At 70.7% G+C, this 25,936-nt stretch carries 20 protein-coding genes; 13 read left to right on the top strand and 7 right to left on the bottom strand.

From position 1 onward, the window contains the following. Nucleotides 1-45: 45 nt before the first annotated feature. The gene (locus tag ACZ4RZ_RS19585) at nucleotides 46-726 is read right to left on the bottom strand and encodes a TetR/AcrR family transcriptional regulator (RefSeq protein WP_467746121.1); all 681 of its coding nucleotides are present in this window, start codon (nucleotides 724-726) and stop codon (nucleotides 46-48) included. A 196-nt stretch (nucleotides 727-922) separates the two neighbouring features. Between ACZ4RZ_RS19585 and ACZ4RZ_RS19580 the strand changes: the two genes are divergently transcribed. Further along, complete coding sequence (locus tag ACZ4RZ_RS19580; protein ID WP_467746119.1) at nucleotides 923-2,191, top strand: YncE family protein; 1,269 nt, start codon at nucleotides 923-925, stop codon at nucleotides 2,189-2,191. On the opposite strand, the gene ACZ4RZ_RS19575 is transcribed toward ACZ4RZ_RS19580, so the two are convergent. Then, nucleotides 2,184-4,052 (bottom strand): cellulase family glycosylhydrolase, encoded by a 1,869-nt coding sequence (locus tag ACZ4RZ_RS19575; protein ID WP_467746117.1) that lies wholly within the window; start codon nucleotides 4,050-4,052, stop codon nucleotides 2,184-2,186. The two genes, ACZ4RZ_RS19580 and ACZ4RZ_RS19575, sit on opposite strands and share 8 nt — an antisense overlap. Before the next feature lie 105 nt (nucleotides 4,053-4,157). Then, complete coding sequence (locus ACZ4RZ_RS19570) at nucleotides 4,158-6,143, bottom strand: GTP-binding protein (protein ID WP_467746116.1); 1,986 nt, start codon at nucleotides 6,141-6,143, stop codon at nucleotides 4,158-4,160. A gap of 247 nt (nucleotides 6,144-6,390) precedes the next feature. Between ACZ4RZ_RS19570 and ACZ4RZ_RS19565 the strand changes: the two genes are divergently transcribed. The 7 genes from ACZ4RZ_RS19565 (at nucleotide 6,391) to ACZ4RZ_RS19535 (ending at nucleotide 14,139) form a co-directional block, all read left to right on the top strand. Beyond that, the gene (locus ACZ4RZ_RS19565; RefSeq protein ID WP_406176718.1) at nucleotides 6,391-6,861 is read left to right on the top strand and encodes a (2Fe-2S)-binding protein; all 471 of its coding nucleotides are present in this window, start codon (nucleotides 6,391-6,393) and stop codon (nucleotides 6,859-6,861) included. Further along, the gene (locus ACZ4RZ_RS19560) at nucleotides 6,858-9,239 is read left to right on the top strand and encodes a xanthine dehydrogenase family protein molybdopterin-binding subunit (RefSeq protein ID WP_467746114.1); all 2,382 of its coding nucleotides are present in this window, start codon (nucleotides 6,858-6,860) and stop codon (nucleotides 9,237-9,239) included. Before ACZ4RZ_RS19565 ends, ACZ4RZ_RS19560 begins: the two co-directional genes overlap by 4 nt. Then, on the top strand, nucleotides 9,236-10,090 hold the full coding sequence (locus tag ACZ4RZ_RS19555; RefSeq protein ID WP_467746112.1) for an FAD binding domain-containing protein: 855 nt from the start codon (nucleotides 9,236-9,238) through the stop codon (nucleotides 10,088-10,090). Before ACZ4RZ_RS19560 ends, ACZ4RZ_RS19555 begins: the two co-directional genes overlap by 4 nt. Nucleotides 10,091-10,106: 16 nt before the next feature. After that, nucleotides 10,107-10,997 carry an AAA family ATPase gene (locus tag ACZ4RZ_RS19550; RefSeq protein ID WP_467746111.1) on the top strand — a complete coding sequence of 297 codons (891 nt, stop codon included), beginning with the start codon at nucleotides 10,107-10,109 and terminating at the stop codon, nucleotides 10,995-10,997. Between the two features lie 4 nt (nucleotides 10,998-11,001). Then, entirely contained in the window at nucleotides 11,002-12,123 is a 1,122-nt protein-coding gene (locus ACZ4RZ_RS19545; RefSeq protein WP_467746109.1) for a vWA domain-containing protein, read from the top strand. Between the two features lie 141 nt (nucleotides 12,124-12,264). Continuing rightward, nucleotides 12,265-13,386, top strand: coding sequence for an XdhC family protein (locus tag ACZ4RZ_RS19540; RefSeq protein ID WP_467746108.1), 1,122 nt, complete (start codon nucleotides 12,265-12,267; stop codon nucleotides 13,384-13,386). Nucleotides 13,387-13,455: 69 nt separating this feature from the next. Then, on the top strand, nucleotides 13,456-14,139 hold the full coding sequence (locus ACZ4RZ_RS19535) for an SRPBCC family protein (protein WP_467746472.1): 684 nt from the start codon (nucleotides 13,456-13,458) through the stop codon (nucleotides 14,137-14,139). A gap of 210 nt (nucleotides 14,140-14,349) precedes the next feature. Here ACZ4RZ_RS19535 and ACZ4RZ_RS19530 read toward each other — a convergent pair whose 3' ends face one another. From ACZ4RZ_RS19530 to ACZ4RZ_RS19520, 3 genes are all read right to left on the bottom strand, one after another. Continuing rightward, on the bottom strand, nucleotides 14,350-14,616 hold the full coding sequence (locus ACZ4RZ_RS19530) for a phosphotransferase (protein WP_467746106.1): 267 nt from the start codon (nucleotides 14,614-14,616) through the stop codon (nucleotides 14,350-14,352). A 33-nt stretch (nucleotides 14,617-14,649) separates the two neighbouring features. After that, nucleotides 14,650-15,156 carry a metallophosphoesterase family protein gene (locus ACZ4RZ_RS19525; protein ID WP_467746105.1) on the bottom strand — a complete coding sequence of 169 codons (507 nt, stop codon included), beginning with the start codon at nucleotides 15,154-15,156 and terminating at the stop codon, nucleotides 14,650-14,652. A gap of 61 nt (nucleotides 15,157-15,217) precedes the next feature. Further along, nucleotides 15,218-17,650: a SpoIIE family protein phosphatase gene (locus ACZ4RZ_RS19520; RefSeq protein WP_467746103.1), complete on the bottom strand. Its 2,433-nt coding sequence runs from the start codon at nucleotides 17,648-17,650 to the stop codon at nucleotides 15,218-15,220. A gap of 220 nt (nucleotides 17,651-17,870) precedes the next feature. On the opposite strand from ACZ4RZ_RS19520, the gene ACZ4RZ_RS19515 reads away from it, so the two are divergent. Continuing rightward, nucleotides 17,871-20,021, top strand: a complete 2,151-nt coding sequence (locus ACZ4RZ_RS19515) for a SpoIIE family protein phosphatase (protein WP_467746101.1) — start codon at nucleotides 17,871-17,873, stop codon at nucleotides 20,019-20,021. A 155-nt stretch (nucleotides 20,022-20,176) separates the two neighbouring features. On the opposite strand, the gene ACZ4RZ_RS19510 is transcribed toward ACZ4RZ_RS19515, so the two are convergent. Beyond that, nucleotides 20,177-21,514, bottom strand: coding sequence for a S1 family peptidase (locus ACZ4RZ_RS19510; RefSeq protein WP_467746100.1), 1,338 nt, complete (start codon nucleotides 21,512-21,514; stop codon nucleotides 20,177-20,179). 194 nt (nucleotides 21,515-21,708) lie between these two features. Between ACZ4RZ_RS19510 and ACZ4RZ_RS19505 the strand changes: the two genes are divergently transcribed. The 4 genes from ACZ4RZ_RS19505 to ACZ4RZ_RS19490 all read left to right on the top strand — a co-directional run bounded on the left by ACZ4RZ_RS19505 (nucleotide 21,709) and on the right by ACZ4RZ_RS19490 (nucleotide 25,936). Further along, complete coding sequence (locus tag ACZ4RZ_RS19505) at nucleotides 21,709-22,122, top strand: PaaI family thioesterase (RefSeq protein ID WP_467746098.1); 414 nt, start codon at nucleotides 21,709-21,711, stop codon at nucleotides 22,120-22,122. A 479-nt stretch (nucleotides 22,123-22,601) separates the two neighbouring features. Next, the gene (locus ACZ4RZ_RS19500; RefSeq protein WP_189186621.1) at nucleotides 22,602-22,817 is read left to right on the top strand and encodes a type A2 lantipeptide; all 216 of its coding nucleotides are present in this window, start codon (nucleotides 22,602-22,604) and stop codon (nucleotides 22,815-22,817) included. 90 nt (nucleotides 22,818-22,907) lie between these two features. Further along, nucleotides 22,908-23,717: a hypothetical protein gene (locus tag ACZ4RZ_RS19495; protein ID WP_467746096.1), complete on the top strand. Its 810-nt coding sequence runs from the start codon at nucleotides 22,908-22,910 to the stop codon at nucleotides 23,715-23,717. After that, nucleotides 23,714-25,936, top strand: coding sequence for an NHLP family bacteriocin export ABC transporter peptidase/permease/ATPase subunit (locus ACZ4RZ_RS19490; RefSeq protein ID WP_467746095.1), 2,223 nt, complete (start codon nucleotides 23,714-23,716; stop codon nucleotides 25,934-25,936). Before ACZ4RZ_RS19495 ends, ACZ4RZ_RS19490 begins: the two co-directional genes overlap by 4 nt.

Raw genomic sequence — 25,936 nt, 5'->3', positions numbered from 1 at the left:
CAGATGCAGGGACTGACAGTCGGCCGCTGCCCGGTCCGACCGCCGTCAGGGCGCCCCTCCCCTCCCCTCCGGACACCACCCCGCCGGTCGCAGAATCCCCAACAGCTGGCGCACCAGCTCCTCAACCACCTCGTCGAGCGTCGCGTCCACCCACCCGGCCCGCCAGTCGTGGAGCAGACCGTTCACGCTGCCTATGAACGCCGTCGCGGCGATCCGGTAGTCGCGCGGCGCCGCCTCGCCGAGTGCGGCCGCCGCTGCCGCCTCCGCGCAGATGAAGTCCACCCAGCGGGCCCGACGAGCCAGGCGTTGCTCCTCCAACCGGGGGCTCACGCCGATGATTTCGACGAAGGTGATGCGGATCCGCCGCGGATCGCTCGTCACGTTCGCGGCATAGGCGCGGAAGATCGCGGTGGCGCGCTCGGCGAGCGGCAGGTCCCGCTCCCGCGCGTCGGCGAGCGCCGCGAGGGCGGCGTCCTCGGCCCAGTCGTTGACCTGGAGGTGCAGCGCGGCCAGCACGTCCTCAAGAGTCCGGAACTCCTCGTAGAACTGCCGCGTCGACAGCCCCGCCGCCTCGCTCAGCGCCGCGACGGTCGTGGACCGGAACCCGGGGCTGTCACCGAAGAGTTGGAGCGCGGCGTCCAGGAAGCGTGATCGCCGCTCGGCCTGCCGCTCCTCGGCGGTCCTGCCCCCGTAACGGCCGGTCGGCTGTTTGAGCCTGCCCGCCACACGTTCCTCCCTTGCCGGTCCGACGAACCGTTCGACTCTCCGACGATTTTGTCGTGTACGGACCCTTGTGGAGAGGGGCACCCCCTCCTTACTTTCCAGTAAGTCCACTCTGAACGCCGCCGTGTTCAGATTTCTCGGCGTCATTGCTTGTCATGCCCTCGGCACTCGCACCCCCCGCCTACGACAAGGACCCACCATGTCTGTCCGACCCACCAGGTCCGCTCTCAGACCCGGACATCTCTGTTCCCTCGCCGCCGCCCTCGCCCTCACCCTCGGCGGCACGGCGACCGCCGCCACCGCGCGGACCTCCGCCGACGGTCTGCGCGAGGTGATGTTCGTGGGCAACAACTGGGACGGCACCGCGGACGTCATCAAGTCCACCGGTGACTTCGCGAAGATCGGCCGGATCAACGTCATCCCGGACAAGGCCGAACGACTGGCCGCGATCAACGCCGACCCGATCAAGTGGGCCTACTTCATGGCCATTCGCAACGGCGTCGGCGAGGGCCACGACCAGTTCGTCGATGACATGTACTCCACGCCCGACGGCAAGTCGGTGGTGGTGTCCCGTCCGAGTTTCGCGGACGTGGTCTCGATCGACCTCGCCACCGGACTCATCAACTGGCGCTTCCCCGTGTCCGGTTACCGCTCCGACCACATGGCCGTGTCTCCCGACGGCACGCGTGTCGCCGTCTCGGCCTCGACCGCCAACACCGTGCACGTGCTGGACATCACCACCGGCAAGAAGCTCGGCTCCTTCGCCACCGGTGACAAGCCGCACGAGAACATCTTCACCCGCGACGGCAAGTACATCTGGAACATGGCGATCGGCGACGTCAACACCGCTCTCGACGAACCGTGGCTGGACTGGACGAAGGGCGACCGGCACATCACCGTCGTCGACGCGACCACCTTCAAGCAGGTCAAGGTGATCGACATGCGGCAGCGGCTCGACGCGATCGGTCTCACGGACTACTCCGACGCGGTCCGGCCCGCCGTCTTCAGCCCCGACGAGTCCAAGCTGTACTTCCAGGTTTCGTTCTTCAACGGTTTCCTCGAGTACGACGTCGCCTCCGACAAGATCACCCGGGTGAAGACCCTGCCGAAGAACCCCGCGACCAGTACCGACCGCACCACCTGGGTCAACGACTCCCGCCACCACGGCATTTCGATGAACCCGGCCGGAACGAAACTGTGCGTCGCCGGCACGATGGACGACTACGCGACCGTAGTCGACCGGGCCGGCCTCCAGGAAGGGCCGCTCGTCACCGCCTCCAAGCCGTACTGGGCGACCGTCAGCGGCGACGGCAAGGACTGCATCGTCTCCGAGAGCGGGGCCGACCAGGTCACCGCCATCGACTTCGCCACCGGGCAGAAGACGGTGTCGGTGCCGGTCGGCGACCACCCCCAGCGGGTTCGCCTCGGCCATGTGGAGGCGAACTGGTCCGGTCCTTCGGCTAGTTGACCGCCGCCGCAGCCCACGACGCCAGTTCGGTCCGGGCCGCGGTCAGCAGATCGGCGGACGGCGCCGTCGCCCCGTTCGTGACCAGTGCGTAGTGCAGAGTCCCCGAGCCCGGTGCGGTGAGCAGCAGACGGCGGCTGCCGGTGCCGCCCGGCTCGGGGGCCACCCCGATCGGGGTGGTCGTGGTGTAGGCGGGCGGGGAGATCGTCGCCCCGAGGTCGGACACCACGGTCGTGACCGAGGTCGGGAAGGACGCCGGCAGGTGGAGTTCCGTGGGGGCCGCGCCGCCGTTGGAGCGCCACAGCAGCAGCCCGTACTGGCCCGATCCCACCAGCTGGGAGACATGCGGCAGGGACGACGGAATCGGGTTCCAGGTCAGGGTGGTGGAGCCGTCGCGGGAGCGGTCCTCGTAGGTGAAGGCGACCGTGGTACCCGCGGTGGCACTCGGGTAGAGGCGGTCCAGGAGGCGCGCGTCCTGGCGCAGCACGGCAGCGCCCGAGTCGTCCAGGCGTACCGCGGAGAGGTCCTCGTCGTTCCAGGCGTCGCCCGAGGTCAGGACCTTGTCGGGGTTGTCGTTCATCAGCTCGTGGTGGCGGCCGTTGTAGATGTCCCACTGCCACTGGGTGCCGGAGAGGACGGGTCCCGACGATGCCGCCTTGGACCACCAACTGGAGCCCGGCACACGGGAGTCGAGGGCCTGATACATCGCCTTGACGACCGTGGGGGCCTTGTCCGAGACGGATCCGGACAGCGGGTGGCCGAATTCGCTGACGATCGCCGTCGTCCCCGCCGCCGAGGCCCGGTCGCGTACCGACCCGAAGTCGGTGGCGTACTGGCCGTCCCCCGCCTTGCCCCACATGAGGATGCCCGAGATCGCCTTCTGGTCGTAGAAGTGGGTGTTGAACACATAGCGCGGGCCCAGCGTGCCCGCGTCGAGCAGGCCACCCTCCTGCTTCTGGGAGTCGATGTTGGCATTCCAGAAGAGGTTCGGTTCCACGAAGGCGGGCTTGTCCTGCCAGCCGGCCGCGTCCATGCGGGCCCGGAACTTCACATAGAAGGGCCAGAGAACGTCTCGCTCCCACGTGCGGCTGGTCTGCCCGGAGTCGTACGTGCCCGCGTACGGCTCATTGAAGGGGTCGAAGCCGACGACACCCGCGAATTCGGCGGTGGAGAGGTGCTGTTTGAGGTAGACCATGGTGACCTGGGCCGTGTCGAGGAAGGCGCCCTGGACACCGTAGGCGTTGTGCCAGAAGTCGTACGACGCCTGCTTGACTGCCCCGTTCTGGGTGATGTTCTGACCCCAGAAGAGACAGATCCCGCACGACTCCTGGGGGTAATCGCCCGCGTCCACTGCCCACTTGGGGGCGCCGTCACCGCTGTACCAGCTGCCCGTGTTGAAGAGATAACGGGAGTAGAGGTCCTGGTGGAAGTCGGGGAAAACGCGGATTCCGGCGTCGAGGAAGGCGCGCAACTGGTCGGTGGCCGCGGCGAGATAGCTGGTGTCGACCTGTCCGCGCACGGGTTCGGCATGCGCCCAGGAGAGCAGGAAGCGTACGGAGTTGGCGCCGCCGAGGGCGCGCAGCGCGGTAGCGGACTTCTTGGCGTCGGCGACCGAGGCGAAGGGCAGTCCGCTGTTCTCCTCCAGCTTCGTTTCGCCGGAGACGTTGTAGCCGCGCAGCACGACCTCGCGGCCGAGGCCGTCGGTGAAGCGGCCGTTCGCGACGGTGAGGGTGGCCGACGCCTGGGTGTCGAACCACAGCGAGTCGGGGAGGGGGTCGGCGGCCGCGGGCTGTGCGCCCGTGGCCGTCAGCAGGCCGGTGATCAGCACGAGAACGCCGAGCAGACGCGCACGTAACTTCGACATGTCCACTACAGTCCCGTTCGCATCAGGACGCGTCAACGGTTCTGACTTATGAGTAAGGTTCTACTTATTTCATCCGTCTCATAGACCTCGTACGCCCCATTGGTCTCAACTGCCGACCCGTCGCGTCATGTTCAGCAGGTACTCCCTCCGGTCGAGCGGGTTGAGGTCGATCCGCGGCCGGTCCGGGACCTCGCCGCGCACGACCGGCGCGTAGTGGTCGAAGGCGCACTCCAGCTCGCCCTCGCCGCGAGTCAACCCCGGTAGCTGCCGCTCCAGTTCATGCACCCGGGCGACCGGGACCACGCCTTCCAGCACACACGACGCGCCACGGATCTCCGTGGCCTGCGGCACGGCGCGCTGGTGCGCGAGCACCGGCAGCACCGCCGCGAGCGTGTCCGCCGGGGCCTCCAGGCGGAACCGGTGCATCGGCTCGTACACCTGGCTGCCCGCCTCCCGGAGCGCGCTCATCACCACCAGTGGTGTCAGGCCCCGGAAGTCGGCGCCGGTGCTGGACATACTCTTGTCGAAACCCTGGTGGGCGTGGCTCTGCCGCGGTGAATAGCCGGAATGAGTCATGGTGACCGCGCAGTCGGTGACCTGCCACCCGTGGATTCCCTGCCCCAGCGTCTCCTTCACGGTGTCCTCGACCGCCTTGAAGAACGCGTATGGCATCGCCCCCAGTTCGACCTCCAGCCGGAACTCCACACCAGAATCGACGGGCGCCGGATCGATGCGCAGTCCGACGGTCGCGAGAAATGGATTGGGGTCCTTCTTGTTGAACTCGACCGCCGCACCGGTGCCCATGGGCCGTTCGATGCACAGGGGTGTCGTCTCGCGGAAGAAGACGTCGATACCGAATGCGTCCGCCAGCGTCGCCTGGATGACCTCCTTCTGCACCTCGCCGTAGAGCGATACGGAGATCTCCTTGCGGACCTCGTCGTGCCGGAGATTGATCAGCGGGTCCTGTTCTGCGAGTTGGGTCAGCGCGAGATGCAGGGCGCCCTTGTCGGCGGCACGGCAGGGGACGACGACGGTTTCGAGCGTCGGCGGGGAGAAATAGTGCTCGTCCGCCGTCGATTTCCGCGGTACGCCGATCATGTCGCCGATACGGATGTCGTTCAGCCCCCAGAGCTTGCCGATCCGCCCCGCCGTCACAGCCTCCTCCCGGGCGGCCGAGCCCTGGTCGAAGACGCTGATCGCGGTGACCTTGCCCTCCTCGCCGTCGCGGAAGGTCAACCGGTCGCGAGTCCGCAGCGTCCCGGAGAACATCCGCGCGTACGCGATCTTCTCCCCCGCGGGTCCGCGCTCGACCTTGAAGACGGTGCCCGAGACGGGGCCGTCGACGTCTCCCTCGGCCGAGGGCAGCAGGTCCTTGATCCCGGAGATCAGTTCCGCGACGCCCGCGCCCGTCATGGCCGAGCCGAAGAACACGGGGTGCACCAGTGCCTCCCGGGTCTGCCGCACGAGAGCGGCGCGGAGCCGGTCGTACGACACTCGGCCCTCGACATACGCGGCGAGCAGCTCGTCGTCGTGCTCGGCGAGCAGATCGAGGAGCGGCGCCTGGAGCCCGGTGTCGTCGAACGGGGTGAAGCGAGCGTCGCGGGTGCCCGGTTTGGCCACCTGGCCCATCGGGACGATCGCCGGGGTGAGCCGCGTGGAGATGCCCTCCAGCACACGGTCGTACCGCGCTCCACCTCGGTCGATCTTGTTCACGAAGACGAGCGTGGGGATCCCCAGCCGCTGGAGTGTCCGCATGAGCACACGGGTCTGCGCCTGTACGCCCTCCACGGCCGAGACGACGAGTACGGCGCCGTCGAGCACGCTGAGCACCCGCTCCACCTCGGCGATGAAGTCGGGGTGACCGGGGGTGTCGATCAGATTGACGGTGACGTCGTCGATCGCGAAGGAGACGACGGCGGATTTGATCGTGATGCCGCGCTGCCGCTCCAGCGCGAGGGAATCGGTCTGGGTGTTTCCGTCGTCGACGCTGCCGATCTCGTCGATGACCCCGAGCGTGTGCAGCAGCCGCTCGGTCAGGCTTGTCTTACCGGCGTCTACGTGCGCCAGAATTCCCAGGTTGAGCATATGCACCGGGCGTCATGTCCTTTGAAGTGGGTGTGATTCCTTCCTGGGTGGACATGAGCGGTGTGCGCATTGCTGCTCCTCGATCTTGGCGGACGCGTCCCCCGTAGTGCAGCAGCAGGCGGCCCGCGACGGCAACGGATTAACGCTCAACAAATGCGTGCCGTAGCGCTCGCCCCCCTCGACACTCGGCCTTAGAGTGACGCACGTCACGTAAAAAGGCTGACACCCCTCACCTGGCTCTCTGGGAGGGCACATGACCCGCATTTCGGTGAAGGTGGACGGCACCACGTACGAGGACGAGGTCGAACCCCGCCTCCTCCTGGTCCACTACCTGCGAGACCGCCTGGGCCTGACCGGCACCCCCATCGGCTGCGACACGTCGAACTGCGGGGCCTGCACGGTCGACCTCGACGGGGAGAGCGTCAAGAGCTGCTCGGTGCTCGCCGTCCAGGCCGACGGGAGCGAAGTGACGACGGTCCAGGGGCTCGCCCGGGACGGGGAGTGGCATCCGCTGCAGACGGCGTTCCACGAGCGGCACGCCCTGCAGTGCGGCTACTGCACACCAGGAATGATCATGGCCGCCCGGGATCTGCTCCGCGAGAACCCCGATCCGACCGCGGACGACGTACGCCAGGCCCTGGAGGGCAACCTCTGCCGGTGCACCGGCTACCAGAACATCGTGCGCGCGGTCCTGGCCGCCTCCGGGCAGGAGGTCACGACATGACCGACCAGGTCACCGAGCGCGAGGTCGGCCGCTCCCGGCCGCGCAAGGAGGACGCCCGTCTCGTCACCGGCCAGACCAACTGGACGGACAACATCAGCGTCAACGGACTGCTGCACCTGGCGATTCTGCGCAGCCCCATGGCGCACGCGCGCATCGACCGGGTCGATGTGGCGCCCGCGCGCGAACGCCCCGGCGTGGTCGCCGCCTTCAGCGGCCGTGACCTGGCCGAAGGCCTCGGCTCACTGCCCTGCGCCTGGCCCGTCACCGAGGACATCGTCCTCCCGGACCACCCGCCGATCGCGGTCGACGAAGTCCGCTACGCGGGCGACCCGGTGGCCGTCGTCGTGGCCCGCGACCGGTACGCCGCCGCCGACGCCCTGGAAGCCGTCGAGGTCGACTACACACCACTGCCCCCGGTCCTCGACCTGGAGGCCGCCCTCGCCGAGGACGCCCCGCTGGTCCATGCCGACAAGGGCACCAACCGCTGCTACGTCTGGCCCCTCGCCACCGGTGAGGACTACGGTTCGGTCCGGCAGCGCGCGGACGTGGTGCTGAAGCGCCGCTACGTCCAGCAGCGGCTCATCCCCAACGCGATGGAGCCGCGGGCGGTGGTCGTGACGCCGCTGGCCGCCTCCGGCGAGTACACCGTCTACTCCGCCACCCAGATCCCGCACATCCTGCGGATCATGCTGTCCATGGTCACCGGCGTCCCCGAGCACAAGCTTCGGGTGATCGCCCCCGACGTGGGCGGCGGCTTCGGTTCCAAGCTCCAGGTGTACGGCGAGGAGGCCCTCGCGCTCGCCGTGGCGCAGCGGCTGGGCCGCCCGGTGAAGTGGACCGAGTCGCGGTCCGAGGGGTATCTCGCCACCCATCACGGACGCGGGATGATCCAGGACATCGAGATCGCCGCCACCAGCGAGGGCAAGCTGCTCGGCCTCAAGGTCGACCTCCTCGCCGACATGGGGGCGTACCTCATGCTCGTGACGCCGGGCATCCCGATCCTGGGCGCGTTCATGTATCCGGCGATCTACAAGATGGACGCGTACGACTTCACGTGCACCGGCGTCTTCACGACCAGGACGCCCACGGACGCCTACCGCGGCGCCGGGCGCCCCGAGGCGACGTACGCCATCGAACGGATCATGGACGAGCTGGCCGTCGAACTCGGCCTGGATCCGATCGAGTTGAGGCGACGCAACTGGATCCGCCACGAGGAGTTCCCGTACACGGCCATCGCTGGGCTCACGTACGACAGCGGCAACTACGAGGCCGCCACCGACAAGGCGCTCGCGCTCTTCGGGTACGACGAGCTGCGCTCGGAGCAGCAGAAGCGCAACGAGCACGGCGACGTGGTGCGGCTCGGTATCGGTGTGTCCACGTACACCGAGATGTGCGGGCTCGCGCCGAGCCGGGTGCTGCGGGATCTGCGGTACGCGGCCGGGGGCTGGGAGGCGGCGAGCATCCGCATGCTGCCGACCGGCAAGGTCGAGGTGGTCACGGGCACCAGTCCGCACGGGCAGGGGCATGTGACCTGCTGGAGCCAGATCGCCTCCGACGTCCTGGGAGTGCCCTTCGAGGACGTCGAGGTGCTGCATGGCGACACCAAGGCGGCGCCGCAGGGCATGGACACCTACGGCTCGCGATCGCTCGTCGTCGGCGGGGCGGCCGTGCACCACGCCGCCCAGAAGGTGGTGGAGAAGGCGCGGAAGGTGGCCGCGCACCTCCTCGAAGCAAGCGAGCACGACCTGGAGTTCACGCATGGCGTGTTCTCCGTGAAGGGCTCGCCCGAGGCGCGCAAGACCATCCAGGAGATCGCCTTCGAGACGTTCTCCTCGCACGACCTGCCCGACGGCATGGAACCCACCATCAACGCCGAGCACCTCGTCGACCCGGAGAACTTCTCCTACCCGCACGGCACCCACCTGTGCGCCGTCGAGGTCGACACCGAGACCGGACGGACCACCATCCGCTCGTATGTCTGCGTCGACGACGTCGGCCGGGTCATCAACCCGATGATCGTCGAGGGACAGGTGCACGGCGGAGTCGCGCAGGGCATCGCGCAGGCGCTGTACGAGGAGGCGGTGTACGACGACGAGGGCAACCTGGTGTCGGGCACGATGGCCGACTATCTGGTGCCCTCGGCGGCCGATCTGCCCGAGTTCGTGACGGACCGGACGGAGACGCCCGCCACCTCGAACCCCCTGGGTGCCAAGGGAGTCGGCGAGTCGGGGACCATCGCCTCGACGCCCGCGGTCGTCAACGCGATCGTGGACGCGCTGCGCCCGCTGGGGGTGACCGAGCTGGCGATGCCCTGTACTCCGCAGCGGGTCTGGGAGGCCATCGAGCAGGCTCGTTCCGGAAAGGACGGCTCAGCATGATTCCCCCGGCATTCGAGTACGCCAGGCCCGCGAGCGTCGAGGAAGCCGTGCGCACCCTCGCCGACGCGGGCGAGGACGCGAAGGTGCTGGCCGGCGGGCAGAGCCTGCTGCCGCTGCTCCGGCTGCGGCTGGCCTTTCCCGAACTGGTCGTCGACGTCGGCCGCATTCCGGAGCTGCGCGGGATCCGCGAGGACGAGGGCACGCTGATCATCGGCGCGATGACCTCGCACCACGATGTCATCCGCGACCCACGGGTACGCCGGCATGCCGGGCTGCTTGCCGCGGCCACGGCCACGGTCGCCGATCCCGCCGTGCGCCATCGCGGCACCCTCGGCGGTTCGCTCGCGCACGCCGATCCGGCCGGTGACCTGCCCGCCGTGATCCTCGCGCTCGACGCGACGCTGATCGCAGAGGGGCCGGCGGGTCGGCGCGCCATCCCGGCCCGCGAGTTCTTCGTGGACTATCTGCAGACGGCGCTGCGCCCGGACGAGCTTCTGGTGGAGGTGGAGATCCCGACGGTCGACGGCTGGGGGTACCACTACGAGAAGTTCCAGCGGGTCGCACAGGCCTGGGCCGTGGTCGGCGTGGCGGCGCTCGTGCGGCGCGACAACGGGCACATCGCCGAGGCCCGGATCGGGCTGACGAACATGGGCTCGACACCGCTGCGAGCCGGGGCCACCGAGGAGGCGCTCGTGGGCGCCGCGGCGCCGGGCGCGGTGCAGAGGGCCGCCGAGGTGGCGGCGGACGGGACGCACCCGTCGTCCGATCCGTCGGGCTCACCCGCGTACCGCGCGCACCTCGCCCAGGTTCTGACCAAGCGGGCGGTGCTGGCCGCCGGCGGTATGGGGTGAGGAGCCCATCACCGGCATGGTCGTGGACGGCTTGAGCGGTCCGGACGAGGTGCGGGCCCGACTGGAGAAGACGGGGTACCTCGTCGATGACGGGCTGGCCGTGGCCTGTTTCCTGGCGCTGCGGCTGCACCGGCCGATCTTCTGCGAGGGCGACGCGGGCGTGGGCAAGACCGCGCTCGCGTCCGCCCTCGCCGAGGCGACCGGCGCTCCGCTGATCCGGTTGCAGTGCTACGAGGGCATCGACGCGTCGCAGGCCCTGTACGACTGGGACTTCCCGCGCCAGCTCCTGCACCTGCGGGCCGCCGAAGCGGCGGGCATCACGGACGCCGACCGGCTCGAAGGCGAGCTGTACGACCGGCGGTTCCTCATCACCCGGCCCCTCCTGCAGGCGCTGGAGACCCATCCGTCCGTGCTGCTCGTCGACGAAGTGGACCGCGCGGACGACGAGTTCGAGGCGTTCCTGCTGGAGCTGCTGTCGGAGTACGCGGTCACCATCCCCGAACTGGGCACGCTGCGCGCCGAGTCGCCGCCGGTCGTGGTTCTCACCTCCAACCGCACCCGCGAGGTGCACGACGCGCTGAAGCGACGCTGCCTCTACCACTGGTTCGACCACCCCGGGTTCGCCCGCGAACTCGCCATCGTGAGACGCAGGTTGCCCGAGGTCACCGAGCGGTTGGCCGAGCAGGTCACCGCGCTCGTCCAGGCCCTGCGCGCCGAGGACCTGCTCAAACCGCCCGGGGTCGCGGAAACGATCGACTGGGCCGAGGCCCTGCACGCGCTGGGCGCGACCGAGGTGGACGCCGAGCTGGCGCTGGCCACTCTGGGGTCGGTGCTGAAGTACCGGGAGGACGCCGAGCGGGCGCGCGGTCTCGACCTGACGTCGATCCTTTCCGCCCGGGGGGCGTAGGAGCATGGGACGCGAGGGCACCGTCGACGCGTCCACCGTCCTGGTCGGGTTCGCCCGAGCCCTGCGCACGGCCGGTGTCGACGCCGCGCCCGATCGCGTGCAGGCCTTCCTCGGCGCGCTCGGTCTCCTCGATCCGGGCGTGCGATCCGATGTGTACTGGGCAGGACGGCTCACCCTGTGCGGGAGCCAGGACGATCTCGAACGCTACGAACGCGTCTTCGCGGCCTACTTCGGCACGAAGGCGGTAGGCGCCCCGACACGGTCCACTCCCCCGCCACGGCTGCGCATGGTCGTCCGTGACGCCGGTCCCGTTCCTCCCACGGCGACGCGGGCCCCGGAGGACGCCGTACCGACGGCCACGCTCGCCAGCTCCACCGACGTGCTGCGCCAGCGTGACTTCGCCGGGCTCACGGGGCCCGAGCGGGAGGAACTGCGGCGGCTGCTGGCCGCCTTCCGGCTGCGCGGCGAGGTGCGGCGCTCCGCGCGGCGGCACCCGGCGCGGCGTGGCAGCGTGGATCCGGGGCGAACCGTACGGGAGATGCTGCGGCGCGGCGGTGAACCGGCCCGGCTGCGGCTGCATGCCCGGGCCGAGCGTCCGCGCCGGGTCGTGCTGCTGGTGGATGTGAGCGGCTCGATGGCCCCTTATGCGGACGCGCTGCTGCGGTTCGCGCACGCGGCCTCGCACGGCACCGGCACGGAGGTGTTCACCATCGGCACCCGGCTGACCCGGGTGACCCGCGAGCTCGCGCATCGCGACCCCGACACGGCCATGGCGGCACTCGCGGCGGCGGTTCCCGACTGGCGCGGCGGCACCCGGCTCGGCGAGATGCTGCGCGGCTTCCTGGACCGCTGGGGCCGGCGGGGCATGGCGCGCGGCGCGGTGGTGGTGGTGCTCTCGGACGGCTGGGAGCGTGGCGATCCGGCCCTGCTCGCGGCCCAGATGCGACGCTTGCACCGGCTCGCGCACCGGGTGATCTGGGCCAATCCGCGCAAGGCCCGTCCCGGCTACGCGCCCCTGGCTGGCGGGATGGCGGCGGCGCTGCCGAGCGTGGACGCCTTCGTCGAGGGGCACAGCCTGGCCGCACTGGAGCGTCTGGCGGCGGTGGTGAGAGGAGCGGACCCTTGAGGAGAACGGGATCCTGCGGACGTGGCAAGGCCTTGAGGAGAACGGGATCCCGCAGAAATGTCGGACCCCTGAGGAGCACCGGACCCTTCGGAAAGGGCGGACCCTTGAGGCAGACGCACCCCGCGGTGAAGGGAGCGAGCGATGCGTGACATCCTCCCGGCGCTCAACCAGTGGTACGCGTCAGGGGCGCCGTTCGGGCTCGCCACGGTGGTGGGGGTGAGCCGCAGCGCGCCCCGCGACCCGGGCGCGGCCATGGCCGTGGGCCCGGCCGACGAGGTCGTGGGCAGCGTGTCCGGCGGCTGTGTGGAGGGCGCGGTCTTCGAGCTGGCCCAGGAGGTCGTGGAGTCGGGCGAGGCGCGTGTGGAGACCTTCGGGTACAGCGACGAGGACGCGTTCGCCGTCGGACTCACCTGCGGCGGCGAGATCACGCTGCTCGTCCGCCGGGTGTCCCCCGCCGACGACCCGTCCTTCGGCGCGGTGGCCGAGTCGGTGGCCGCGGGCCGCCCGGTGACGGTGGCGACGGTGATCGACGGCCCTGCGCCGCTCGGGGCCACACTCGCCGTGTGGCCGGACGAGGAGTCGGGGGCCCCCTCCGGTGGGGTGTCGGGCTCCCTCGGGTCGACGGGTCTGGACGTCGCCGTCGCCGCCGACGCGCGCGGTGAGCTGGCCCAGGGCGCCACGATCCGGCGGCACTACGGGCCGCACGGCGAGCGCCGCGAGGACGCGGTCACGGTCTTCCTCAACTCCTTCGCGCCGCCGCCCCGCATGCTGGTCTTCGGCGCGATCGACTACGCGGCCGCGGTGGCCCGGATCGGCGCCTTCCTGGGCTACCGGGTCACGGTGTGCGACGCCCGGCCGGTCTTCGCCACGCCGAAACGCTTCCCCGAGGGCGTGGAGGTCGTCGTCGACTGGCCGCACCGCTATCTCAGCGGTACGACGACCGACGCGCGCACCGTGATCTGCGTCCTCACCCACGACCCGAAGTTCGACGTGCCCCTGCTGGAGGAGGCGCTGCGCCGCCCGGCCGCGTACATCGGGGCGATGGGCAGCCGCCGTACGCACGACGAGCGAATGAAACGGCTGACCGATGCCGGCCTCTCGCAGCGTGATCTGTCCCGGCTGCGCTCACCCGTCGGCCTCGACCTCGGGGCACGTACGCCCGAGGAAGTCGCCGTGTCGGTCGCCGCGGAGATCGTCGCGCTGCGGTGGGGCGGCAGCGGGACGCCCCTGACGGCGACTGCCGGGGCGATCCATGCGAGGTAGTCCGATCCAGGAGCAGCCGCCGGAGCCCGATCCAGGAGTGTCCCCGGTACCTCGATCCAGGAGGAAATGATGGATCTGCACCACGAGTTCACGGTCCCCGTCCCGGTCGAGGACGCCTGGCGCGTGCTCCTCGACATCGAACGGGTCGCCCCGTGCATGCCGGGCGCGACGGTCGAGGACTACGACGGCAAGACCGTGACCGGCTCGGTGAAGGTGAAGGTGGGCCCGATCACCCTGACGTACCGGGGCACCGCCGTCTTCGAGGAGCAGGATGAGGCGGCGCACCGGATGGTGCTGATCGCGAGCGGCAAGGAGTCACGCGGCCAGGGCACGGCGCGGGCCAGGGTCACGGGCACGCTCAGCGAACGCGACGGCGGCACGGCCGTGTCGGTGGAGACCGATCTGACGGTGACGGGGCGTCCGGCGCAGTTCGGGCGCGGGGTCATGGCGGAGGTGGGCGACAAGCTGGTGGGGCGGTTCGCGGACTGTCTCTCCGAGCGCCTCGAAGAATCCGGCCGCCCCCAAGAAGCGCCCCGCCGCGCCGAGGAACCCCGCCGGACCGAGGAACCAAGCCGACTCCAAGAGTCCGAGCTGCTCAACGAGCCGACGGTTTCGGTGCGTTCCGAGGCGGAGCCGATCGATCTCATCCGGACGGCGGGGGTGCCGGTCGCCAAGCGGTTGGTCGTGGCGGTCGCCGCGGCCGTCACCGCGGCGCTGGTGTTCTTGCGTCTACGACGCCGTCGGCACCCCTGAGCCGGTCAGCCGGCCGCGTCGCGGTGATCGGCGATCACCGCGGAACGCGTTGCTCCGCTCGGGGCCGGGACCGCCGGTGGCGTCGAGCTGCTGCAGCGTGGTGATGAACTCGGCCAGCTACACGGCCGCTGCGACCGGATCGACCGGGCCCTCCGTCGTGGCCGTCTCCCCCTCGAGCCATCGGTAGACGGACCAGGAATAGGGGTATCCCTACGCCGGCTCCCCCTTCGCCACGGGTTCGGACACGCGCAGCGGCAGGTACGGCGCGAGACGGGGCAGCCATGTGTGCTCGCGTTCCACCCGGCCGACCCAGTGGGGGTAACGCGGCAGCCGCACGGACAGGTCGTCGCCCAGCCGGAACGTGGCGTTGTCCCTGCCCGACAACGGGACGGGTGACAGGGGCAGTTCGGCCCACTGGGGGAACTGCGCCACGAGCAGACGGCGTACGAGATCGGCGTCAATCAATACGCCGTCCATCTCACTGGGAGTGGGTGTCGGCCGTCCACTCAATTACCCGGTGCGCGACGGCAGTCGGTGCAGTGTCACGTCGGTGAGCCGGCCGTCCGCCGCTGTCGCGGTCATGTAGGTGCAGTGGGGCCGGCGGCGGCGGTCGGTCGGCGAGCCGGGGTTGAGCAGGCGCAGGCCGGTCTCCGTTGTCGTGTCCCAGGGGATGTGGCTGTGCCCGAAGACCAGGACGTCGAGGTCGGGGAAGCGCTCGGCGCAGCGGTGCTCGCGACCCTGGGCGGCACCGGTCTCGTGGACGACTCCGAAGCGCAGGCCGCCCAGTTCGGCGCGGGCGACCTCGGGGAGGCGGGCGCGCAGGGCCGGGCCGTCGTTGTTGCCGTACACGCCGAGGACCGCGCGGGAGCGGTCCTCCAGCAGGTCGAGGGTGGCGGTGTCCACCCAGTCGCCCGCGTGGACGACGACGTCGGCGAGCGGGAGTTCGGCGAGGAGCTGGGCAGGCAGTTCCTTCGCCCGCTTCGGGAGGTGGGTGTCGGACATCAGCAGGAGACGCACACCCTCAGGGTGTCACTCCCCCTGATTCCGCAGCGTGCGCTCCACGCCCCAGCGCGCGCGGTCACTCCAGCAGGACCTCGCACCACACCTGCTTCCCGCCGCTCACCGGCACCGTGCCCCAGGCCGCCGACATGGCCTCGACCAGGAGGATGCCGCGCCCGCCGGTGGCCTCCCAGCCGATGCTGGTGGGCTTGACCGGCGTACGCGGCGAGTTGTCGGCGACCGCGACCCGCAGCCGGTGGTTGATCAGGGTGAGGTCGAGCCGGACCTGGCCGTCGGTGTGCACGAGGGCGTTGGTGACAAGTTCGGAGACGACGAGGAGGACCGCGTCGAGGTTGTCGCTCACGCCCCAGGAGCGCATGGTGCGCCTGGTGAAACGGCGGGCGTGCCGGACCGCCTCGGGGACGCGCCAGATGGTCCAGCTCTCGCGGAGCGGACGCGTCGCCATGCCGTCGTAGCGCATCAGGAGCAGGGCCACGTCGTCGCTGCGGTTGGCTCCCGCGAGCAGTGCGTCGGCCACGAGTCCGAGGTGGGCGGGGTCGGAGCCGGCCAGCTCCGAGGCGAGCCGGTTCAGGCCGTCCTCGATGTCGACCTCGACGGACTCGACAAGACCGTCCGTGGTCAGGGCCACGATCGTGCCGGGCTGGAGCCGCAGCGGGCTCATCGGGAAGTCTGCCTGGGTGACGACGCCGAGCGGCGGCCCGCCGTCGGACTCGGGAACCTCCGTGCGGCCATCCGGGTACCGCAGCACCGGCGGCAGATGTCCGGCGCGGACGTACCAGGCGGAGCCCTCCTCCATGTCCACGTCGACGTAGCAGCAGGTGGCGAAGAGGTCCGTCTCGAGGTCCATGAGCAGACGATTGGCGTGCGAGACCACCACGTCCGGGGGATGCCCCTCGATGGCGTAGGCGCGCAGGGCGGTGCGCATCTGGCCCATGAGGGTCGCGGCCGAGGCGTTGTGTCCCTGGACATCACCGATGACCAGGGCGACGTGGTTGTCGGGCAGCGGGATCACGTCGTACCAGTCGCCGCCGACCTCCAGACCCGACGTGGTCGGAAGGTAGCGGGCGACGGCGACCGCGCCGGGCAGCTGGGGCAGGCGGCGCGGGAGCAGCGAGCGCTGGAGCATGCCGATGAGTTCGTGTTCGGCGTCGAAGGCGTGGGCCCGCATCAGCGCCTGGCCCGCGAGACCCGCGGCCGCGGTGAGCAGGGCACGCTCGTCGGGGCCGAAGTCGTGCGGGGCGTCCCAGCCGATCAGGCAGGCACCGGCCATGTGTCCGCCCGCGGGCAGGGGCAGGACGGCGAGGCCGCCGGGGCCGACGTCGGCGAGCGCCGGCTCCAGGGGCGCCCCGGCGGGCCAGATGGCGGGGCGCCCCTCGCTCAGCGCCGCGGCGAGCGTCGGCATGGCGCGGACGGGCGCGTCCGGCCACTCCGAGCGCCATTCGGTGCGCCACAGATCGGGCCAGGCCTCGGGCTCGGGCGGGTCGAGGTCCGTGACGACGAGTCGGTCGCCCTCCAGTCCGGCGAGAGCGATGCGGTCGGCCCGCAGGGGCTTGCGCAGGGCGGCGACCACGGCCCGGCCGACGTCGCGGACGGTGCGCGCGGTGGCCAGGGCCGTGGCGAGCCGCTGGACGCGGGCCACGTCGTTGACGCCGGAGCGCAGCTTCGAGGCGTCGGAGACCGTGCCGACGAGTCGCGCCGGACGGCCTTCGCCGCCGGGCAGCAGGCGGGCACGCAGCCGCAGCCAGCGCTGCCCACCGGACGGCTGCAGAATCCGGAACTCCAGCTCGCGGTCGCCGATGGACATGTGGTCCGGCTCCACGGCGGACATCAGCGAGGGCAGGTCCTCCGGCACGGTCATCGCCAGCAGCGTCTCCACCTTGCCGTCGAAGTCGTCCGGGTCCAGGCCGAACAGCTCCAGCATCTCGTCGTCGACCTCGACGTGCCCGGTGTCCATGGCGAGGCTGAAGGAGCTGGCGGGCAGGTCCTCGATGTCCTCCGCTTCGGCGGCCGGCGGGCAGACGACTGCCTCGGCCAGCAGCCCCAGGTACTCCCGGTCCTCGGAGCCGAAGCCGCCCGGGTTCTCGCTGACGGCGACCAGGCAGCCGCCGTCCCGCAGCGGCAGCACACCCAGCCAGAACTCCTGGGACGGCAGCCGCCGGGCGTCCGCGCAGCGGCCGAGCTCCGCCGGGCCGAGAAACAGCGGCCGGCCCGAGCGGTGGGCGTCCACCGCGGGGGACCCACCGGAGAGCGGATAGCTGTCGCGCAGCCCGTACAGCGTCCTCGGCAGCCCGGCGGACTCGGCCAGGTGCAGTTCGTCGCCGCTCTCGCTCGGTGAGTACACCGCGGCCAGGGTCGCGGTGGTGTAGACCAGCGGCTGTTCGAGGACGCGGCGCAGCCGCTCGCGCGGGTCCAGGTCCGTGGTGAGCGTCTTGAGGGCAAGTTCGGCACGCAGCGTTCTCGTTCTGCGTTCCGCAGCGCCCTCACTGACCACGTCCGCAATTACAGCGCTTCCGGGACGCTCGCGCAGCCCCTGTGACCGTTCTGAGCCTGTTGGGCCTGCGACATCGCTGTCGCGGCGCGGCTTCCCAGCGCCGCGGGACCCCCGGGTGGCTTCGGTCGTGCGGCGCGTCGGCGGGTCCGCTCGCCGTGCGGGAAGGGCCGCCAGGAGAGAGCCTTGATCCCTGGGATCTGTCGCGCGGCCCTGCGAGGAGGTGGTCGGCGTGTCCGACTGGCAGGGGTCCGGGCAGGCTCCGGCGGGGGGTCGACCGGCGCCGGTCGGACGGCCGCTGCTGTCGCTGACTCTGGCCGCGATGATGGACGACGTGCACGCCCACTCCGGGGCGGTCTATCTGCTGGCGCCCCGCGAGCCGGTCCTGGAGATGGCGGTCATGGCGGGGCTGCCCAGGGCCTTCGCCGCACCGTGGGAGCGGGTGGGGCTGAGCGCACCGATCCCGGTGGCCGAGGCCTTGCGCGAGCGACGGCTGATCTGGGTCAACGGGGAGGAGCAGATGGCCAGCCGCTATCCGCGGATCGCCGTCGTGCTCCCCTACCCGTTCGCACTGGCGGCGCTCCCCGTGGCGACGGAGAACAAGGCATACGGCGCCGTCTTCGTGACCTGGCCAGGCTCGCACCCGCCGGAGCTGTCCGACCGGGAACGCGACCATCTCACCGCGGCCTGCGAGCGGCTCGCACTGCGCCTGGAGCGGGCGGCCGAGGAGCAGCGTCCCGTGCACCCCGAGCCGGACCTGATGGCACCCGCCGCCGCGGCCGGAACGCTCGGCACGGTGGAGGCCGCGCGGATGGTGGCGCGGCTGCCGTACGGGCTGTGCGCGCTGGATCTGCACGGGCGGATCAGCTACGCGAACACGGCGACGGCCGAGCTGCTCGGGGTCCCGGTCAGCGGACTGCTGGGCACCCAGCTGTGGGCGGCGGTGCCCTGGCTCAACGACCCCGTCTACGAGGACCGCTACCGTGCCGCGCTGCTCAGCCAGCAGGTGACCTCGTTCGTGGCGCTGCGGCCGCCCGGCGACTGGCTGTCGTTCCGCCTGTATCCCAGTACGAGCGGGCTGAGCGTGCGCATCTCGCGGGCCCGGGCGGTGGCCGAGATGACCCGTGCCGAGCCGCAGCACGGTGACGGCACCCCGCGCCTGGTGACCATCTCCCATGTGCTGAGTCTGGCGAGCGCTCTCACGCAGGCGGCGGGCGTGCAGGACGTGGTGCAGCTGGTCGCGGACGAGATCGCGCCCGCCGTCGGCAGCCAGGCCCTGGTCATCCTGGGCACGCAGGCCGGGCGCCTCCATGTGCTCGGGCATCGGGGGTATCCGGACGCGCACATCGTGGAGCGCTTCGACGGAATGCCGCTCAGCACGCAGACCCCCGGTACCCATGCGCTGAACTCCGGCGTTCCCGCCTTCTTCGACTCGCGTCAGCAGCTGGAGCGCGTCTACCCGTCCCAGAACGCGACGCCGGACGGCATGGCCGCATGGGCCTATCTGCCGCTCATCGCGTCCGGGCGGCCGGTGGGCACCTGCGTGCTGGCCTACGCCCAGCCGCACACCTTCCCCGCCGATGAGCGTGCCGTCCTGACGAGTCTGGGCGGGCTGATCGCGCAGGCGCTGGAGCGTGCACTCCTCTACGACGCCAAGCTCCGGCTGGCGCACGGTCTGCAGGCCGCGCTGCTGCCGCCCTCGCTGCCGTCGCTGCCCTTGATCGAGGCGGCCGCTCGCTATCTCCCGGCCACTCAGGGCATGGACATCGGCGGGGACTTCTACGACCTGGTGCGCTCGCGCGGCCGGGCCGCGGCGGTGATCGGCGATGTGCAGGGCCACAACGTGACGGCGGCGGGCCTGATGGGGCAGCTCCGCACCGCCGTACGGGCGTACACGACCGTCGGTCAGCCGCCGGAGGAGGTGATGCGGAGCACCAACCGGCTGCTGATCGACCTGGGCACCGACCTCTTCGCCAGCTGTCTGTATCTGCTTCTCGACCCCGCGCGCGAGGTGGCCGTCATGGCGCGTGCGGGCCATCCGCCGCCGTTGCTCCGGCGGCCGGACGGCAAGGTCCGGGTGCTCGACCTGGTCGGCGGCCCGCTGCTCGGGATCGACGCGTCGGCCACGTATCCGACGACCGAGGTTCCGTTCACGCCCGGTTCCGTGCTCGCCCTCTATACCGACGGTCTGATCGAGTCGCCCGGCGTCGACATCGAGGACGCCCTCGGCGACCTCGGCCGACGGCTCGCCGAGACCGGCGACCAGCCTCTGGACGCGCTGGCCGACAGCCTCGTACAGCACGGCGACACGGCGGCGCCGGAGCGGCCCGACGATGTCGCGCTGCTCCTGCTGCGGGCGCGGCCACCCGAGTGAACGGGCCCAGTAGGCAGAACCGTCCGGTGGGGCGTCCCTTACGCGGACGGTCCGTACGCGGACGGTCCGGCCCTCCCGCCGGAGGGCCGGACGCTTCCACTGCCGACCGGGACCGCTGTTCCGCGGCCGGGTCAGTGGTTCTTCGTGACCGGCCGTCAGGGAGTGGTGGTCACCAGGCCCGAGCCGTCGTCCATGCCGGTGCCGGACTGGTCGCCCGCGGCTCCGCTCGGATCCGCCGCGCCACCGGCCTGGTCGCCCGCGCCGCCGGCCTGGTCGCCCGCGCCCGCCGGGTCACTGGCACCGGCGCTCGGGTCGGCCGCGCCGCCGTCACCGGCCCCGGCCCCGGCGTCTCCCGCGCCGAGTGTCGCACCGACCGCTGCCAGCGCGGTCGTGACGGGCTGGAAGAAGGTCTCGCCGCCGGTGGTGCAGTCACCGCTGCCGCCCGAGGTGAGGCCGATCGCACTGCCGTCCTGGGTGAACAGGGATCCGCCGCTGTCTCCCGCCTCGGCGCAGACGTCGGTCTGGATGAGACCGGTGACGGTGTCGACACCGTTGGGGTCGGTCTCGCTCTGGAAGTTGACGGTGGCGTCGAGACCGGTGACCGAGCCGTCGTGCAGACCGGTGGTGCTGCCCATCCGGAGGACCTGCTGACCGACCGTGGCCTCCGCCGCCTGGGTGATCTGGACGGTCTGCCCGTTGCCGACGTTGACCTCGCTCGGCGCCTGGGTGTTGGGGTCGTCGTACTTCACGAGCGAGAAGTCGCCGGCGCCGGGGAAGGTTGCCTGGTCGACGGTCGCGATCGGTTGGCCGTTCTGCGAGTCCGACCACTGGGCGGCCGCGACACCGCAGTGCCCGGCGGTCAGGAAGGCGGGGCTGCCGTCGCTCGCGGTGACGTTGAAGCCGAGCGAGCAGCGGACGCCACCGCCGTCCGCCTGGGCGAAGATGGCGTCACCGCCCGACACGAACGTCTTGAACGTGCCGGCGGACTTCTTCACGGTGGCCACACCGGAGCCGAGCGAGTCGACGGTCGACGTCAGCTTGTTCCACTGGGCACCCGTGACCGTACTGTCGGCGGTGACCTGGATCTTGTTGGTCTTGGGGTCGACGGCCCACGCCGTGCCCGGGATCGTCGCGTCCGACTTCAGCGTCTTGGCGGCGGCCTGGAGTGCGGAGGTGCTGTTCTGCACCTTGTTGGCGACGGCACCGGCCTTCTCGATCTGGTTGACCACATTGCTGTTGTCGCCGACGACGTTGACGATGAGCTGCTGCTTCGAGGAGTCGTAGTACGACCCGGCGACGGCGTCACCCAACTGGGAGGCGAGCTGTGAGGCGACGTCCCCGACATCGGTCGCCTTGAACGTCTTCGGGGTGGCGTCGTCCGAGTTCGACTGGGACGCGTTGGCATTGGGCAGCAGAAGTGCCGCCGCTCCGAGCGCCGCCACGCTTCCTGCCGCGAGGGCGGCCTTGCGCTTGGGTATCCGTTTGTGACTCAACTCTTGACCTCCTGGGGACGGGGTCGATGCCGCCGTCCGGCAGCTGACTGGGGGCGCCTGGATGGTTGTTGATACGGGTGAGCCACGTGGGTTGTTCAACTGCCTTTAAGAAAGGCAGGAGTTACCTCGGCGAAAGGCATGGAATACGAGGCAATCCCGCCTTTCCGCCGAGCGACCGGGGAACAATGCCTCCTATGACGCTGAACCTCGCCGAAGCCGACAAGATCCTCTCCGACCGCTTCGCCCCCTGGGTGCTCGACCTCGGCCTGTCCGTGGCGGAGTTGGGCGACCGACGCGCCGTCCTGCGGCTGCCGTGGTCCGCGCGGCTCGCCCGGGAGGGCGGCTCGCTGTCCGGCCAGGCGCTGATGGCCGCGGCCGACACGGCGACCGTGATCGCGGTGTCCGCGGCGCGCGGCGCCTTCGTCCCCATGACCACCGTCCAGCAGTCCACCAGCTTCCAGCGGGCGGTGACGGATGCGGACGTGCTGGTCGAGGCGGTGCTCACCAAGCTGGGCCGCCGGATGGCCTTCGCGGACATCACCATGACCGCCGAGGGGTCGCAGGAGATCGCGGCGCGGGCGAGCACGGTGTACGCCCTCCTGGGCTGAGCGGGACGCGCACTCGGCGCACACGACACAGTCCGCCACAGATCAATGACGGTCCGTTCCCGGCCAGGAACGGAATCCCGGCTTCAGTGAATCTGCACATCGAATACGCAACGAAGTCACCGCGCGCGACGGATCTGCACAGTCGCGCGCCCCCCTCCGCGCCATTGCGACGGGACTGTCCCATTCGATCCCGGGGCGGCAAGGGCGCGCACGAATCGATGCCGCGCAGCATGTGAAGAAGTCGCCACCGGGACGTGTGCACGCCTGCACGGTTGGACGTCCGAAGTGCTCAAGTGCCCAGGTGAGAGCCTTTGTTGATTGGATACGCGCCACGCGGGCGTGCTTTGATCCGTTGCACCGCGGGGTGCACCGAGGCTCCCGGAAACGGGCGCCGCGCGCTCGCGGTGGCGGCCGTCATCTGTCCCCCAGAGGGGGCCGCTCTCCCCTTATGAAATATCCAGACGAAGGGAAGTTCCATCATGAACTCCACCCCCCGTGTTGAGACCGCTGAGATCTCGGACGCCGACCTCGACAACGTCTCCGGCGGCCTGTCGCTGAACGCCGTTGGCACCGTCACCGGCCTGGTCGACAGCGTTGCCCCGGTCTCCGGCCTCGTGGGCACGGGCGTCGGCACCGTCGAGGGTGTGACCGGTCTGAACACCGCCCCGGTCACCGGCCTGGTTGCCGGTCTCTGATCGCATTTCATGCCGTTGAGTCCCGGAACCGCTTCCCGATTCCGGGACTCTCGGATGTCGTAAATCTCTCGAACAGGTGAGGGAAGTCCCGTGAAGTTCCGCCAACAGGCCCTCGCCAAGCTGCAATCGCCCGAAGAGCTGGACCTTCCGGTGCGCTTCGCCCGCCCCCAGGGCTGGCTCGTGCTGTCCGTGACGGTCGTCGTGATGGCGGCCGCGTCGGTGTGGGCCGTGACGGGCACCGTCGCGTCCACGGTCGGCGCACCCGCCATCCTCACGCACGGGGAGGGCAGTTACGTCCTGCAGAGCCCTGTCGCCGGGCAGGTCACCGCGGTCCTCGCCAAGGAGGGCGAACGGCTCGCCGCGAACGCCCCCGTGCTGAAGGTCCGTACGGCGCAAGGGGAAACGGCCGTCGTCCGGACGGTCGCCGCCGGCCGCATCACCGCCCTCGCCGCCACCATCGGCGCGATCATCTCGACCGGCGCGAACGTCGCCGCCGTGGAGAAGGTCGCCCACGCCGACGATCCGCTGTACGCGACCGTGTACGTCCCCGCGGAGAACGCCTCCACGATTCCCGCGAACGCCGCCGTCGACCTCACCGTCCAGTCGGTGCCGACCCAGCAGTACGGGGTGCTGCGCGGCCATGTGAAGGCGGTCGACCGGACCGTGCAGACCCAGCAGCAGATCGCCTCCTTCCTCGGTGACAGCCAACTGGGCGAGCAGTTCACCAAGAAGGGCAGGCCGGTGGCCGTCCTGGTCCGACTCGACCGGTCCTCCGGCACGAAGAGCGGCCTCAAGTGGTCCTCGGCGGACGGGCCGCCGTTCGCGCTCACTTCCATGACCCTGGCCACGGGTTCGATCCGCATGGCCGATCAGCGCCCCATCGATTGGCTCCTGCCGTGACCACCGCACAAGACACCCGGGGCAGACGCCGCGCCGCCCCGCCGAAGCGCACGGTACCCAAGGGCAGGCGGAAGACCGTCCGCACCCCCACCGTGCTCCAGATGGAGGCCGTCGAGTGCGGCGCGGCCTCTCTCGCCATGGTCCTCGGCCACTACGGCCGGCACATTCCGCTCGAAGAACTGCGCATCGCGTGCGGTGTCTCGCGGGACGGCTCGCGCGCCAGCAACCTGCTGAAGGCGGCGCGCAGTTACGGCCTGACGGCCAAGGGCATGCAGATGGACACGGCCGCGCTCGCCGAGGTGAGGGCGCCCGCGATCCTGTTCTGGGAGTTCAACCACTACGTCGTGTACGACGGCATGGGACGCCGCTTCGGGCGGCGCGGCGTACACATCAACGACCCCGGCAAGGGCCGCCGGTTCGTGCCGATGGAGGACTTCGACACCAGCTTCACCGGGGTCGTCCTGGTCATGGAGCCGGGGCCCGACTTCCGCAAGGGCGGCCGCAGGCCGGGAGTCCTGGGCGCTATGCCAGCCCGGCTGCGCGGCACGTCGGGCACCATGCCCGCCGCGGTGCTGGCGAGCCTGCTGCTGGTGGTGGTCGGCGCGGCGGTGCCCGCGCTCAGCCGGACGTACATCGACCAGTATCTGATCGGTGGCCAGAGTTCCCTGCTCGGCGTGCTGTTCGCGTCGATGGGCGCCTCCGTGCTGCTCACGGTGGTGTTGACCTGGTTGCAGCAGGCCAATCTGCTGCGCGGCCGCATCATCTCCTCGACGCTCTCCAGCGCGCGCTTCCTGCGCCATCTGCTGCGGCTGCCGGTCACCTTCTTCTCCCAGCGCAGTCCGGCCGACCTGGTGCAGCGGCTCCAGTCGAACGACGCGGTGGCCGAGACCCTGGCCCGCGATCTCGCCGCGGCCGGTGTGGACGCGATCGTGGTCGTGCTCTACGCCGTGCTGCTCTATACCTACGACCCGCAGCTCACCGCCGTGGGCATCGGCGTGGCGCTGCTCAACGTGGTGGCCATGCGGGTGGTGATCCGGCTGCGCGCGACCCGCACGGCGAAGCTGCGCGCGGACACCGCGCGGCTCACCAACACGGCCTACACCGGGCTCCAGCTCATCGAGACGATGAAGGCCACCGGCGGCGAGGACGGCTACTTCCGCAAGTGGGCAGGACAGCACGCGACCACCCTGGAGGAGCAGCAGCGCCTCGGGGTGCCGAGCGCCTGGCTGGGCGTCGTCGCCCCGACGCTCGCGACGCTCAACTCGGCGCTGATCCTGTGGATCGGCGGTCTGCGCGCGATCGAGGGCCATATCTCGGTGGGTCTGCTGGTCGCCTTCCAGGCCCTCGTCACCCGCTTCACCGCGCCGATCACGCGGCTCAACGGCGTCGCGGGCCGCATCCAGGACTTCGCGGCCGACGTGGCCCGCCTCAAGGACGTCGAGAACTTCCAGGCGGACCCGCTGTACGCCCGCTCCGGCACCGGCGAGTCCACCCGCCGTCTGCACGGCCATGTCGAGCTGGAGAACATCACGTTCGGTTACAGCCCGCTCGACAAACCACTGCTCACCGGCTTCTCGCTGACGGTCGGCCCGGGCCAGCAGGTCGCACTGGTCGGCGGCTCGGGAAGCGGCAAGTCGACGGTGTCCAGGCTGATTTCGGGCCTGTACGCCCCCTGGGAAGGCACGATCCGCATTGACGGGCAGCGCCTGGAGGACATCCCGCGCGGCGCCCTCGCGGCCTCCGTGTCCTTCGTCGACCAGGACGTCTTCCTCTTCGAGGGAACGGTCCGCGACAACATCGCGCTGTGGGATCCGTCGATCCCGGACAACGCCGTGGTCGCGGCGCTGGAGGACGCGGCCCTGTACGACGTGGTCATGCGTCGCCCCGGCGGCATCCACAGCCGGGTCGAGCAGGACGGGCGCAACTTCTCCGGCGGCCAGCGGCAACGCCTGGAGATCGCAAGGGCGTTGGTCCGCAGGCCCAGCATCCTGGTGCTCGACGAGGTGACCAGCGCGCTGGACGCGGAGACCGAACAGACCGTCATGGACAACCTGCGCAAGCGCGGCTGTGCCTGTGTGGTGATCGCGCACCGGCTCAGCACGGTCCGCGACAGCGACGAGATCGTCGTACTTCAGCACGGCACCATCGTGGAGCGCGGGCGGCACGACGCCCTGGTGGCGGCCGGCGGCGCGTACGCCGAGCTGGTCAAGGAGCGATGA

Source organism: Streptomyces sp. NPDC027189, from assembly GCF_055566975.1.
This window is presented reverse-complemented; position numbering and strand designations above follow the sequence as displayed.